Origin of the sequence: Pseudomonas sp. BNK-30, from assembly GCF_047456185.1 — a bacterium.
Taxonomy (GTDB): Bacteria; Pseudomonadota; Gammaproteobacteria; order Pseudomonadales; family Pseudomonadaceae; genus Aquipseudomonas; species Aquipseudomonas putida_E.
The window spans coordinates 5,308,676-5,321,261 of record NZ_CP179904.1 but is presented as its reverse complement, the minus strand read 5'-3'; the positions used below and the strand labels follow the sequence as shown (position 1 = coordinate 5,321,261).

Here is a 12,586-nt window from a genome sequence, read left to right as displayed (position 1 = left end):
AATGCCTGCCACTGCTGCCCGACGACCTCGGCGGGCATTTATTGCAAAGTGTGTTGCTCGACAAACACTTGCGGCTCCATGCCTTCGCGGCTGACCAGGCGATTCAACTCGACCCTGGGCAATCGCACACTCAGCAGGCTGCGCCCTTCTTCGTCATGCTCTTCACTCTGCACCGCACCCAAGTCAAAGAATTGCGCGCGCAAGCGGGCAAAACGCTGCTCCAGGCACAGGGTACCGACAAAAAGATCATCCCCCAGCAACTCGGCAATGGCCTGACCAACCAACTCCAAGCCACGGCCATCTCGAGCCGATACCCAGACCCGCTCCGGCTTGCCATCGGCATTGCGCTGGATCTGCGGCTCGACATCTTCAAGCAGGTCGAGTTTGTTATAGACCTCGAGGATCGGCAAGCCTTCGGCACCGATCTCGCCCAATACTGCCAGCACCTGCTCGATCTGCTCCATGCGCTCAGGCTCATGGGCGTCGATCACATGCAGCAGCAGGTCGGAGTTGCTCGACTCTTCGAGCGTAGCCCGAAATGCCTCGACCAGCTTGTGCGGAAGGTGGCGAATGAAGCCCACGGTGTCAGCCAGCACGATAGGCCCAAGGTCGTCGAGCTGGAGCCGGCGCAGGGTCGGGTCGAGGGTGGCGAACAATTGGTCGGCGGCGTACACGTCGGATTCGGTCAGCGCGTTGAACAACGTGGACTTGCCAGCGTTGGTGTAACCCACCAGCGATACCGACGGGATATCCGCGCGGCGACGACCTCGGCGAGCCTGCTCACGCTGGCTGCGAACCTTTTCCAGGCGCGACTTGATCTGCCGCAGGCGCACCCGCAACAGGCGCCGGTCGGTTTCCAGCTGGGTTTCACCCGGGCCGCGCATACCGATACCACCCTTCTGACGCTCGAGGTGGGTCCAGCCGCGCACCAGCCGCGTGCTCATGTGCTCGAGCTGGGCCAGTTCGACCTGCAGCTTGCCTTCATGGGTACGCGCCCGTTGGGCGAAGATGTCGAGAATCAGCCCGGTACGGTCAAGCACGCGACACTCGAAGACTCGTTCGAGGTTGCGCTCCTGACTGGGCGTGAGGGTGTGATTGAAAATCACCAGGTCAACCTGTTCGGCTTTGACCAGGTCGCGCAATTCCTCGACCTTGCCGCTGCCAATCAGGTATTTGGCGGTAGGCTGATGCCTTGCCACTGTGACCAGCGAGACGATGTCGGCTCCGGCCGACAATGCCAGTTCCTGAAACTCCTGCGGGTCTTCGCGCGCCTCAGGGTTCTGACCTTCCAAGTGAACGAGCAGCGCCCGCTCACCACCACCGTGGCGCTCAAAGAACAATGCAGGCTCCTATCAGGCGTTGCCTGGTTCGCTGTCGCCGTGTTCGGAATCGGACGGGCTTGGCAGGCGAACCGGACGGGCTGGAACCACGGTCGAAATCGCGTGTTTGTAGACCATCTGGCTGACGGTGTTCTTCAGCAGCACCACGAACTGGTCGAACGATTCGATCGAGCCCTGCAGCTTGATCCCGTTGACCAGATAGATCGAAACCGGGACCTTTTCTTTTCTCAAGGTGTTCAAGTAAGGGTCTTGTAGCGAATGCCCTTTTGACATATGCCGCACTCCTGTAAGGATAAATAGTAGAAAATCAAAAAAATCGATAAGTTAGGCCGCCCCTTCGGAAGAATAGACGGCAATCAGCAGGGACTCAGCTCAATATGGAGATGGCCCCAAGGTATTTCAAGGTGCGGGACAGATTGTCGCAGGCCAGGCTGTCGAGCCAGTGCACGTCGGACCAACCGCGCAACCAGGTGAACTGACGCTTGGCCAGCTGGCGAGTAGCAATGATACCGCGTTCGCGCATCTCATTCTCAGTCAGCTTGCCGTCGAGGTAGTCCCAGACCTGCCGATATCCCACTGCCCGTATAGACGGCAGCCCGGCGTGCAAGTCACTTCTGGCTCGCAGCGATCGGACCTCGTCGACGAAGCCCTGTTCCAGCATCTGCGAAAATCGTAACGCAATTCGCTGATGCAGAATGTGACGATCTGTAGGAGCAATCGCCAAACTCGCGACAGTATAGGGCAAATGCCCGCCAGCGCCTGCGTCTGCGCCGCTACTTTCCGCGAATTGACGCTGGCGATGGGCTGTCATGCTCTCGCCACTCACCTGATAGACCTCCAACGCACGGATCAGGCGCTGCGGGTCGTTGGGGTGGATGCGTGCGGCCGACTCCGGGTCCACTTCGGCAAGCTGGCGGTGCAACTCGGTCAAGCCCAGCGCCTGCGCCTGGGCCTCGAGCGCGGCACGCACCGCAGCGTCGGCCGGCGGCATGTCCGCCAGGCCATCGATCAATGCCTTGTAGTAGAGCATGGTGCCACCGACCAGCAGCGGGACTTTGCCGCGCGCGGTGATTTCGGCCATGGCCTGAAGGGCATCGGTGCGAAACTGCGCAGCCGAGTAGCTCTCGGCAGGGTCGCGAATATCGATAAGACGATGTGGATGGGCAGCCAATACCTCCTTGGAGGGTTTGGCGCTGCCGATGTCCATGCCGCGGTAGACGAGGGCCGAGTCGACGCTGATCAGCTCGCAGGGCAGGACCTTGGTCAGCTCGATGGCAAGGTCGGTCTTGCCGGCCGCCGTCGGGCCCATGAGGAATATTGCTGGGGGCTTGCCGCTCATGTCATCGACCGCGCAGGAAAAGTTTGTCCAGGTCGTCCAGGCCCATCTGGGTCCAGGTCGGTCGGCCATGGTTGCACTGGCCGCTACGCTCGGTGTTTTCCATGTCGCGCAACAGGGCGTTCATTTCAGGAATCGCCAGGCGCCGGTTGGCACGCACGGCGCCGTGACAGGCCATGGTACCGAGCAGTTCGTTGAGGTGCGCCTGAATGCGATCGCTGGTGCCGTACTCCATAAGGTCGGCAAGCACGTCCTGGACCAGGCGGTTGGCCTCGGCCTGCTTGAGCAGGGCAGGAATCTGGCGGATCGCCAGCGTCTCGGGGCCCAGGCGCTGCAACTCAAAGCCCAGGCGCTGGAACCACTGGGCATGCTCCTCGGCGCAATCGGCCTCGCGCTGGCTCAGCGCCAGTGACTCGGGCACCAGCAGCGGCTGGCCACTCAGGCCCTCGCTGGCCATCGCCACCTTGAGCCGTTCATACATGATCCGCTCGTGGGCTGCATGCATGTCGACCAGCACCAGGCCGGCAGCATTCTCGGCGAGAATGTAGATGCCTTTGAGCTGGGCCAGAGCGTACCCCAAGGGCGGGATGTCGCCCTGGCTCTGCGGCAACGTCGCAGGCCCGGCAGCGTCATCGTTCAGCGGCTTGTAGAACTCGCGGTAGACCGCCTGGGCCTCGGCAGCGGGCAACGGCTGTGATGGCCGGGGGGTGTACTGGTACTGGTAACCTGCGCCACTGCCGCCGTTGGAAATCGAATGCTGGGGCACCTGGGGCTGTTCGAGCACCGGCGAGGCCAGGCGCATCTCGCCTTGCGGGCCGAATTCGCCCGCCTGTTGCCCCGTCGGGCGGACGACCTCGGCAGCGGCGGCAGGCGCCGACGCCAGATGGTCTTCCGGGCGCACGTCGGCCAAGGCACGGTGCAGCGTGCCGTAGAGAAAATCGTGAACCGAACGCCCCTCACGGAAACGCACTTCGTGCTTGGTCGGGTGCACGTTGACGTCGACGCCGTTGGGCTCAAGCTCAAGGAACAGCACGAACGTCGGGTGACGGCCATTGAACAGCACATCACGGTAAGCCTGGCGCACCGCATGGGCTACCAGCTTGTCGCGCACCGCACGGCCGTTGACGAAGAAGTACTGAAGGTCTGCTTGGCTACGCGAGAAAGTCGGCAGGCCGACCCAGCCCCACAGACGCAGGCCGTTACGCTCGACATCGATCGGCAGCGCCTGCTCCATGAACCCTCCGCCACAAATGGCGCCGACCCGCCGCGCACGGGCCGTTTCGTCATGAGCCTCGTGCAGGCTGAGGATGCTCTTGCCGTTGTGCCGCAGGTGGAAGGCCACATCGAAGCGGGCCAGGGCCAGGCGCCGGATGACTTCCTGCAGGTGATCGAATTCGGTCTTCTCGGCCTTGAGAAACTTGCGACGGGCCGGGGTATTGAAGAACAGGTCACGCACTTCCACCGAGGTGCCGACAGGGTGTGCGGCAGGCTGCACACGCGGAGTCATGTCGCGACCTTCGGTCTCGACCTGCCAGGCTTCGCTTGCACTGGCGGTGCGCGACGTCAGGGTCAGGCGCGCCACCGAGCTGATGGAGGCCAGGGCCTCGCCACGAAAGCCCAGGCTCAGCACACCTTCGAGGTCTTCCAGCTCACGGATCTTGCTGGTGGCGTGCCGGGCCAGAGCCAATGGCAGGTCGTCAGCGGAAATACCGCTGCCGTCGTCACGTACCCGCAACAACTTGACGCCGCCCTGCTCCACTTCGACATCGATGCGTCGGGCACCGGAATCCAGACTGTTCTCCAGCAACTCCTTGGCCACCGAAGCCGGGCGTTCGACCACCTCACCGGCGGCAATCTGGTTGGCCAGCCGCGGGCTGAGCAGCTGGATGCGCGAACCCCCACTCATTGCTGCGAGGCCAGGGTCGTAGAGGGAATATTGAGGTGCTGGCCGACCTTCAGCTCATCGCTCTTGAGGCTGTTGGTGTTGCGCAGGCTAGCCACGCTGACCTGGTAGCGCACGGCAAGCATCGCCAGGGTCTCGCCCGGACGTACCGTGTGCTCACGTGGCCCCTGCGCGATCTTGCCGCTGTCGCGCATCCAGGCGATGTAGGTACCAGGCGGCGGGTTCTGCTGGAAGTACTGGCGCACACCGGTATGGATCGAGCGGGCCAGTGCCTGCTGATGGCTGCGCGTGGCCAGCTTGGCGGCTTCGTTGTTGTTGGAGATGAACCCGGTTTCGACCAGGATCGACGGAATGTCCGGCGACTTCAGCACCATGAAACCTGCTTGCTCGACACGCTGCTTGTGCAGCGAGGTGATGCGCCCCATGTTGCCCAGCACTTTTTGCCCGACGTTGAGGCTGGAACTGAGCGTCGCGGTCATCGACAGGTCGAGCAGCACGCCTGCAAGCATGCGGTCTTTGTCGTCGAGGCTGACGTTACCAGCGCCACCGATCAGGTCGGAGCGGTTTTCCGCATCGGCGAGCCAGCGGGCGGTCTCGGACGTGGCGCCACGGTCCGACAGGGCGAACACCGAGGCGCCAAAAGCGGCCCGCGACGGTGCAGCGTCGGCGTGGATCGAGATGAACAGGTCGGCGCCTTTCTTACGGGCGATCTCGGTACGTTTGCGCAGCGGAATGAAGTAGTCACCGGTGCGAGTCAGTTCGGCACGGTAGCCCTTCTCGGTATTGATCTGGCGCTGCAGTTCCTTGGCGATCTGCAGCACGATGTCTTTCTCATGCTGGCCACGCGATCCCGAAGCACCCGGGTCCTCACCGCCATGACCGGCGTCGATGGCGACCACGATGTCGCGCTTGCCGCTGGGCACAGGCGGCAGCTTGATCGCCGGCTGGGCCGGGCTTACCGGCACCGCCGGCGTGGTCGCCGGGGTTCGCACAGGCGTTGGCGGTGCAGCAGGCGCCGTGGCGGCGATGGCATCGGCTTCCTGGTCATAGAGGTCGACCACCAGGCGGTTGCCGTATTGAGCATTGGGCGCCAGGGTGAAACTCTTGGGCGTGACCGACTTTTTCAGGTCGACCACCACCCGCAGGTCAGTCGCCGTACGCTGCGCCGAGCGCACGTTGCTGATGGGTGTATTCGAGGTGGACACGTTCAGTGGCGCGGCCAGGGTCGCCCCGTTGATATCGATTACCAGGCGATCCGGTGCGCTGAGGGTGAAGACGCTATGCTGCACGGGGCCAGACAGGTCGAAGACCAGCCGCGTGTTGTCCGGCGCGCGCCACAGGCGCATGCTCTTGACTTGAGTGACGGCCAGAGCGTCAACAGTCACCGCTGTCAGCAGCAGACCAACGACAGCGACCAGTGCGCGTATGCGCATACCTACCCCACTTACTGTTTATAGTGTTTGGCCAGCGCAATGCACCAGGCCTCGCCGCGAGCCCCCTGCGGCGCAAGGATCAGCGAGCGTCCGCCCGCTTGGGGGCTTATGGTAATGGTCAGGTCAGGCTTTGGCAAAACGCCCGCACCCTTTTCTGGCCACTCGAACAGACACAGCGGATCTCCCTCGAAATAGTCGCGAATGCCCATGAACTCCAGTTCCTCCGGATCGACCAGGCGATACAGGTCGAAATGGTAGGCGCGCACCTCACCGATCTCGTAGGGTTCAACCACGGTGAAGGTCGGGCTTTTCACTGCACCAGTATGGCCCAAGCCGCGAATAAGGCCACGGGACAGCGTAGTCTTGCCCGCGCCCAGGTCGCCCTCGAGAAAGATGATGCCGCGACCGCCGGTCACCTCGGCCAGTGATGCACCGAATTTGACCGTAGCCTCTTCATCGGCCAGAAACAGGGTTATGCCAGACACGCAGAATGCTCCTCCAACAACTCACGAATGACCGGCGCCAGATCACTGGCCGCCAGGCCTCTACCTTTCACACCCAACCGCTCGCCGGCACACGCGTGCAACCACACTCCAAGACTCGCGGCCTGCCAGGCGTCCAGCCCTTGAGCCAATAACGCCGCCAGTACACCGGTGAGCACGTCACCCAAGCCTGCCCCTGCCATTGCCGGATGCCCGCGCTGGCACAGCGCCAACTGCCCCGACGGGTCCGCCACCAACGTACCGGCGCCCTTGAGCACGCAGACACTGGCATAGCGGCGCGCCAGCTTGCGAGCAGCGCCCGGCCGGTCGGCCTGTACCGCCTCGGTGGAAATGCCCAGCAGCCGCGCGGCCTCCCCCGGGTGCGGAGTGAGGATACTGCCACTGGGTAATGCCAGGGGCGTGCGCGCCAGCAGGTTGAGTGCATCGGCATCCCACACTTGCGGCCGCTCGGCATTGGCAACAGCCGACAGCAGGCTGCGCCCCCAGGCGGCCTGGCCCAGGCCCGGGCCGACCACCAGCACCGAAGCGCGCTCCAATACCCCCATCAGCTGGTTGGCCGAATCGACCCCCAGGCACATGGTTTCGGGCAAGCGGGCAAGGCTTGCGGCCACGTGATCGGGGCGAGTCGCCACGCTGACCAGCCCGGCGCCGCAGCGTAGCGCGGCTTCGGCGCTCAGCAGCACTGCGCCACCGGTACCGAGGTCGCCACCCACCACCAGCACGTGGCCGAAGTCACCTTTATGGGCGTGCGGATGCCTGGCGGGCAGGCGCGTGACGGTCACGCTGCTTAGCAGGAGCGGGGCATGGCTTGGGTGTTTGGTCTGCGGCATGGGGTCAAAGGCTCCAATGTCTGGCAGAATTATACGCACCTGAGCCCGTATTGCCTTGCCCATCCATGTCCGCTTGCACACTTGACCTCGCCGCCCTGGCCCAATCGATCAAAAATTGGGGCCGAGAACTCGGTTTTGCCCACGTCGGCATCGCCGGTGTGGACCTTGGCGAGCACGAACAGCACCTGCAGCGCTGGCTCGACGCCGGCTACCAGGGCGAAATGGAATACCTGGCCGCCCACGATGGCAAACGCGCCCACCCCGACCAGTTGATCCCTGGCACCGTGAGGGTGGTTTCGCTGCGTATGGACTACTTGCCCGGCGATACACAGATGGCTCAACGCCTGGCCCAGGCGGAAAAAGCCTACGTATCGCGCTATGCCCTTGGCCGCGATTACCACAAGCTGGTGCGCAAACGCGTGCAGCACCTGGCCGATCGCATCCAGGAAGACATCGGTCCGTTCGGTTACCGGGCGTTCGTCGACAGTGCCCCGGTGCTGGAAAAGGCCATTGCCGAACAGGCGGGGCTAGGCTGGATCGGCAAGAACACGCTGCTGCTCAATCGCAAGGCCGGCAGCTATTTCTTCCTGGCCGAACTGTTCGTCGATCTGCCACTGCCGGTAGACGAGGCGCATGCCAGCGAGCATTGCGGACGCTGCCAGGCGTGCCTGGACATCTGCCCGACCAAGGCCTTTGTCGGGCCCTATGTGCTGGATGCCAGGCGCTGCATTTCTTACCTGACCATCGAGTTGAAGGGCGCCATCCCCGTGGAATTGCGCTCGATGATGGGCAATCGGGTGTTCGGTTGCGATGACTGCCAGATCGTCTGCCCGTGGAATCGTTTTGCACGTCCAACCCAGGAAAACGACTTCAAGCCCAGGCATGGCCTGGAGAATGCCGAGCTGGCCGAGATGTTCCTGTGGGATGAAAAGACTTTTCTACGCAAGACCGAGGGCGGGCCTTTGCGGCGCGCCGGGTATGAGCGCTGGCTACGCAACCTGGCGGTGGGCCTGGGCAATGCGCCGTCGACGATTCCGGTGCTGGAAGCCTTGAAGGCGCGCCGGGAAGACCCGTCGGAGCTGGTGCGTGAGCATGTGGAGTGGGCGCTGGCGCGGCATGGCATTACATAGCCGGGGCCGCCAAGCAGCCCCTGAGGTTTCACTGCTGGTCGTTGTAGTGAAACTTCGGCATTTCCCAATGGAAGCGGATCGCCAATAGCCGAACCAGGAACCCACCAAACAAGGTCAGCAGCATGGCCTGCTCTGCCGGCACCTTGAAATACACACAGCCCAGGTAAAACCACGCCGCGGCAAAAGACACGCTGGCATACAGTTCACGCCGGAACACCAGTGGGATGTCGTTACAGAAAATATCCCGAAGGATCCCACCGAACACCCCTGTAATGACCCCGCTGATCGACGCCACCAGCATGCCCTGCCCCATCTCCAGCGCAGTCATGCAGCCAATCAGGGTAAAGGCCACCAGCCCCAAGGCATCCAGCACCAGGAACAGTGACCGCAGGCGGCGCATCATCGGTGCGATGAAAATCGTCAGCAGCGCGGCAAAGCTGGTCAGCACCAGGTATTCCGGATGCTTCACCCAAGTCAGTGGGTAGTGCCCGAGCAGCACATCACGCACCGAGCCACCACCCAGGGCAGTCACACAGGCGATCAGTACCACGCCAAACCAGTCCATGCCACGCCGCCCGGCAGACAGGGCGCCGGTCATGGCTTCGGCGGTGATGGCAATAAGGTAGAGCATCAACAACATGGCGCGGGTCCGTGCGGGAAAGGCGCGCAGTCTAACCAGTTGCCCAAGGCACCAAAAGAGGGCGCGCGCACATTCTATGCGCCCTTTTTCGACTCACACCTTGATGAAGTGCGTGCGGTAGTGGCGCAGTTCGGCAATCGACTCGCGGATATCGTCCAGCGCCAGGTGGGTGCTGCCCTTCTTGAAGCTGTCCCGCACGTCCGGTGCCCAGCGCGCAGCCAGCTCCTTCACGGTGGAGACATCGAGGTTGCGGTAGTGGAAGTAGTTTTCCAGGCTGCGCATATGGCGATAGAGAAAGCGGCGGTCCTGGCAGATGCTGTTGCCACAGATCGGCGACTTGCCTTTGGGAACCCATTGTTCCAGGAAGGCGATGGTCTGCGCTTCGGCCTCGGCCATGCCGACCTTGCTTTCGCGTACACGCTGGGTCAGCCCCGAGCCGCCATGGGTGCGGGTATTCCACTCGTCCATGCGCGCCAGCACTTCGTCACTGTGGTGGATGGCGATCACCGGCCCTTCGGCCAGCGTGTTCAGCTCGCTGTCGGTGACGATGGTGGCCATCTCGATGATGACGTCGTTGTCCGGATCCAGGCCGGTCATTTCCAGATCGATCCAGATCAGGTTCTGTGGGTTCTGCATGAAGGGCTCCTCGTATAGGCCGTCATATTAGCCTAGCGGCATAGCCCCGCGCATTCCCGGCGCAAAGGTAACCAGAATGGTCCGCCGCCCGTCGTGCTAAACTGCCTGCCGTTTTCAATGCCCCACCACGGCTCTCTCACGCAACTCGCACGGAACACTAATGGCCAAACGCCAGCTCAATCGCCGCCAAAACTGGCGTATCGAAAAGATCCAGAACGAACGCGCCGCTCGCGCTGCCAAACGCGAGCAGCATGCGCTGCAGGAGCTTGAAGGGGGCGACCTGGGGCCGGAGCAACTGGGCCTGGTGATCGCTCACTTTGGCGTGCAGGTCGAGGTGGAGGCCAAGGACGGCGAGTCTGCAGGCCAGGTATTCCGCTGCCACCTGCGCGCAAACCTGCCGGCGCTGGTCACCGGTGACCGCGTGGTCTGGCGTGCCGGCAACCAGGGCATTGGCGTAATCGTCGCGCAGATGCCGCGCAGCACCGAGCTGTGCCGGCCGAACAACCACGGTCAGCTCAAGCCGGTTGCCGCCAACGTCGACCTCATCGTGATCGTCTTCGCGCCAGCGCCCGAACCGCACCCGAACCTGATCGACCGTTACCTGGTCGCTGCCGAGCACGCGGGTATCCGCCCACTGCTGCTGCTGAACAAAGCCGACCTGATCAACGACGAGAACGGCCCGGCCCTGCATGCCTTGCTCGAGGTGTACCGCGACCTCGGCTACCCGCTGCTGGAGGTTTCCGCCCACCATGGCGACGGCATGCAGCGCCTGCAGCAAATGCTGGACGGCCATATCAGCGTGTTCGTCGGCCAGTCGGGTGTGGGCAAGTCTTCTCTGGTCAACAGCCTGCTGCCGGCTGCCGACACCCGGGTCGGTGACCTGTCCGAATGGTCGGGCCAAGGCACCCACACCACCACCACCGCGCGCCTTTACCACTTCCCCAATGGCGGCGACCTGATCGACTCGCCAGGCATCCGGGAGTTCGGCCTTGGCCATGTCAGCCGCGACGATGTGGAAGATGGCTTCATCGAGTTCCGCGACCTGTTCGGCACCTGCCGCTTTCGCGACTGCAAGCATGATCGCGAGCCAGGCTGCGCGCTGCTCACGGCACTGGAAGACGGCCGTATCAAGCAGCAGCGCATGAACAGCTACCGCTCGATCATTGCCAGCCTGCCGGAAGACAGCTACTGATTCGTAGGAAATATTACCGGGGCGCGTAGGGCTATTCCGGTTTTGCCGTCATCTATTGCCCCGCCTGCAGCTTTCCCTGATGGTCATGACTTCCTATCAGGGAGGGCAACCGCGATGCCGGTTTTAATCACTTACCGCCACGAAGAGCGGCTTGACGCCTTTATCCTCAATGAACGCTTGCTGCTCGAAAGCATTCCCGCGCAGCTGGTCCTGTTCGACTGCCAAGGGCAGACCCGCGAAGATCTGTATTGCAGCTTCTGTCGATACATGAGCGATGCAACCCACTGGATTGGGCTTTTGTCCGAATGGGCCGCCGCAGACTGGTGGACACCCTGGCTGCTGGGGGCTGCAGTCATGAGCAGCCGGCGTGTCAGCTTTTATCAAAGAAACGGCGGCGCTCTGCCTGAGTGCTTTGGCAAATGGCCGGTAATGCGCGAGCGCAGGCACATCGACCTGTTTGTGCGGGCCTATCACGATGAGTGCACGTTCACCCGCGCCATGACGTTGCCGCCGGGGCGCGGAAGCTGCGCCGACAGGGACAATGCTGACTTCTTTCATGCGGATCTGAAGGCCAAGATCCGGCGGGGGTTTTGATGAATCGGGGCCGCTGGGCGGCCCCTGCGTCACTGGTCGTTGGGCTCGTCCATCCTCAAGGTGCCTTCCTCGAAGATGTTCAGCTTCTGGCGCAGTTCACGCGGCTGCATCGGTGCATCCTGCGCAGCAGGTGCCGCCGAAGCATCAGGCGCAGCGCCGGCAGGCGGCGCTGGCTGGCTTGGCTGTGCAGGCGACGTACCCTGCTCACCCTCAATGTTGCGCTGGGCCTTCTTGGTCAGGACGATGATGTCGATACGGCGGTTTACCGGGTTGAACGGGTCTTTGCGGTCGAACAGCGAAGACGACGCATAACCCACCACCCGCGCGACCTGGTCATCCGGATAGCCACCGGCAACCAGCGCACGCCGTGCGGCATTGGCGCGATTGGCCGACAGCTCCCAGTTGCCGAACTCGCCGCTGTCCGAATAAGGCTTGGCATCGGTGTGACCACTGACGCTGATCTTGTTCGGCACCGCCTTGATGGTGTCGGCCATGGCCAGCAGAATGTCCTCGAAATACGGCTGCAGGCGGGCGCTGCCGATGTCGAACATCGGCCGGTTCTCGGCATCCATGATCTGGATGCGCAGGCCGTCCTGAGTGATCTCGAAGAGAATCTGGTCCTTGAACTTCTGCAGCTGGGGGTTTTCCTCGACCTTGTTCTGCAGCTCCTGCAACAGCAGTTCGAGGCGTTCTCGCTCAACCTGTTCAGCCAAGGTCTCGACCTGGTCCTTGTCCAGCTGAATGCTGGTATCGGGCGTAGGCTCGGACTTCTCCTCCGGGTTGATGGTCTTTTCCGGCGCCAGCTGGGGCGAGCCGCCAAGGTCGATCACGTAGGGTGTACCGCTTTCGGAGAAACCGATCGGGTCCTTGAAGTAGCCGGCAATGGCGATCTTCTGCTCGGGCGTTGCGGTGGACAGCAGCCACAGCACCAGAAAGAACGCCATCATCGCCGTGGCGAAGTCAGCGAAAGCGATCTTCCAGGCGCCGCCATGGTGGCCACCACCGTAGCGCTTGACGCGCTTGATGATTATCGGCTGATTGTTTTCCAT

Annotated in this window: 13 protein-coding genes; 3 read left to right on the top strand and 10 right to left on the bottom strand. The window is 62.8% G+C overall.

From position 1 onward, the window contains the following. Nucleotides 1–38: 38 nt before the first annotated feature. From hflX to ACMGGN_RS24660, 7 genes are all read right to left on the bottom strand, one after another. The gene (hflX, locus tag ACMGGN_RS24690) at nt 39–1,340 is read right to left on the bottom strand and encodes a ribosome rescue GTPase HflX (RefSeq protein ID WP_012316478.1); all 1,302 of its coding nucleotides are present in this window, start codon (nt 1,338–1,340) and stop codon (nt 39–41) included. Nucleotides 1,341–1,352: 12 nt separating this feature from the next. Next, nucleotides 1,353–1,613 (bottom strand): RNA chaperone Hfq, encoded by a 261-nt coding sequence (hfq, locus tag ACMGGN_RS24685; RefSeq protein WP_003258160.1) that lies wholly within the window; start codon nt 1,611–1,613, stop codon nt 1,353–1,355. Between the two features lie 94 nt (nt 1,614–1,707). Next, nucleotides 1,708–2,679, bottom strand: coding sequence for a tRNA (adenosine(37)-N6)-dimethylallyltransferase MiaA (gene miaA, locus ACMGGN_RS24680; RefSeq protein WP_414156341.1), 972 nt, complete (start codon nt 2,677–2,679; stop codon nt 1,708–1,710). Nucleotide 2,680: 1 nt separating this feature from the next. Next, nucleotides 2,681–4,582 carry a DNA mismatch repair endonuclease MutL gene (gene mutL / locus ACMGGN_RS24675; protein ID WP_125924567.1) on the bottom strand — a complete coding sequence of 634 codons (1,902 nt, stop codon included), beginning with the start codon at nt 4,580–4,582 and terminating at the stop codon, nt 2,681–2,683. Then, nucleotides 4,579–6,012 carry an N-acetylmuramoyl-L-alanine amidase gene (locus ACMGGN_RS24670; protein WP_046788099.1) on the bottom strand — a complete coding sequence of 478 codons (1,434 nt, stop codon included), beginning with the start codon at nt 6,010–6,012 and terminating at the stop codon, nt 4,579–4,581. Before ACMGGN_RS24670 ends, mutL begins: the two co-directional genes overlap by 4 nt. A gap of 11 nt (nt 6,013–6,023) precedes the next feature. After that, nucleotides 6,024–6,488, bottom strand: a complete 465-nt coding sequence (gene tsaE / locus ACMGGN_RS24665; RefSeq protein WP_371316839.1) for a tRNA (adenosine(37)-N6)-threonylcarbamoyltransferase complex ATPase subunit type 1 TsaE — start codon at nt 6,486–6,488, stop codon at nt 6,024–6,026. Next, a complete protein-coding gene (locus tag ACMGGN_RS24660; RefSeq protein WP_046788101.1) occupies nt 6,485–7,345 on the bottom strand; it encodes an NAD(P)H-hydrate dehydratase in 861 nt (286 codons plus the stop codon). The genes tsaE and ACMGGN_RS24660 overlap by 4 nt, the downstream gene beginning before the upstream one ends. A gap of 65 nt (nt 7,346–7,410) precedes the next feature. Between ACMGGN_RS24660 and queG the strand changes: the two genes are divergently transcribed. Continuing rightward, complete coding sequence (queG, locus tag ACMGGN_RS24655) at nt 7,411–8,475, top strand: tRNA epoxyqueuosine(34) reductase QueG (protein WP_115273761.1); 1,065 nt, start codon at nt 7,411–7,413, stop codon at nt 8,473–8,475. A 28-nt stretch (nt 8,476–8,503) separates the two neighbouring features. Here queG and ACMGGN_RS24650 read toward each other — a convergent pair whose 3' ends face one another. Beyond that, nucleotides 8,504–9,115, bottom strand: a complete 612-nt coding sequence (locus tag ACMGGN_RS24650; RefSeq protein WP_003249516.1) for a trimeric intracellular cation channel family protein — start codon at nt 9,113–9,115, stop codon at nt 8,504–8,506. 93 nt (nt 9,116–9,208) lie between these two features. After that, the gene (orn, locus tag ACMGGN_RS24645; RefSeq protein ID WP_046788103.1) at nt 9,209–9,751 is read right to left on the bottom strand and encodes an oligoribonuclease; all 543 of its coding nucleotides are present in this window, start codon (nt 9,749–9,751) and stop codon (nt 9,209–9,211) included. Between the two features lie 160 nt (nt 9,752–9,911). Between orn and rsgA the strand changes: the two genes are divergently transcribed. Beyond that, on the top strand, nt 9,912–10,943 hold the full coding sequence (gene rsgA, locus ACMGGN_RS24640; protein ID WP_046788104.1) for a small ribosomal subunit biogenesis GTPase RsgA: 1,032 nt from the start codon (nt 9,912–9,914) through the stop codon (nt 10,941–10,943). A gap of 114 nt (nt 10,944–11,057) precedes the next feature. Continuing rightward, entirely contained in the window at nt 11,058–11,537 is a 480-nt protein-coding gene (locus ACMGGN_RS24635; protein WP_115273760.1) for a molecular chaperone Tir, read from the top strand. A 29-nt stretch (nt 11,538–11,566) separates the two neighbouring features. On the opposite strand, the gene motB is transcribed toward ACMGGN_RS24635, so the two are convergent. Beyond that, a complete protein-coding gene (gene motB / locus ACMGGN_RS24630; protein WP_115273759.1) occupies nt 11,567–12,586 on the bottom strand; it encodes a flagellar motor protein MotB in 1,020 nt (339 codons plus the stop codon).

Bases quoted from the DNA above. Each gene is read 5' to 3' on its own strand.
- hfq (WP_003258160.1), bottom strand. From the start codon at position 1,613: ATGTCAAAAGGGCATTCGCTACAAGACCCTTACTTGAACACCTTGAGA.
- miaA (WP_414156341.1), bottom strand. From the start codon at position 2,679: ATGAGCGGCAAGCCCCCAGCAATATTCCTCATGGGCCCGACGGCGGCC.
- mutL (WP_125924567.1), bottom strand. From the start codon at position 4,582: ATGAGTGGGGGTTCGCGCATCCAGCTGCTCAGCCCGCGGCTGGCCAAC.
- ACMGGN_RS24670 (WP_046788099.1), bottom strand. From the start codon at position 6,012: ATGCGCATACGCGCACTGGTCGCTGTCGTTGGTCTGCTGCTGACAGCG.
- ACMGGN_RS24660 (WP_046788101.1), bottom strand. From the start codon at position 7,345: ATGCCGCAGACCAAACACCCAAGCCATGCCCCGCTCCTGCTAAGCAGC.
- queG (WP_115273761.1), top strand. From the start codon at position 7,411: ATGTCCGCTTGCACACTTGACCTCGCCGCCCTGGCCCAATCGATCAAA.
- ACMGGN_RS24650 (WP_003249516.1), bottom strand. From the start codon at position 9,115: ATGTTGTTGATGCTCTACCTTATTGCCATCACCGCCGAAGCCATGACC.
- orn (WP_046788103.1), bottom strand. From the start codon at position 9,751: ATGCAGAACCCACAGAACCTGATCTGGATCGATCTGGAAATGACCGGC.
- rsgA (WP_046788104.1), top strand. From the start codon at position 9,912: ATGGCCAAACGCCAGCTCAATCGCCGCCAAAACTGGCGTATCGAAAAG.
- ACMGGN_RS24635 (WP_115273760.1), top strand. From the start codon at position 11,058: ATGCCGGTTTTAATCACTTACCGCCACGAAGAGCGGCTTGACGCCTTT.
- motB (WP_115273759.1), bottom strand. From the start codon at position 12,586: ATGGAAAACAATCAGCCGATAATCATCAAGCGCGTCAAGCGCTACGGT.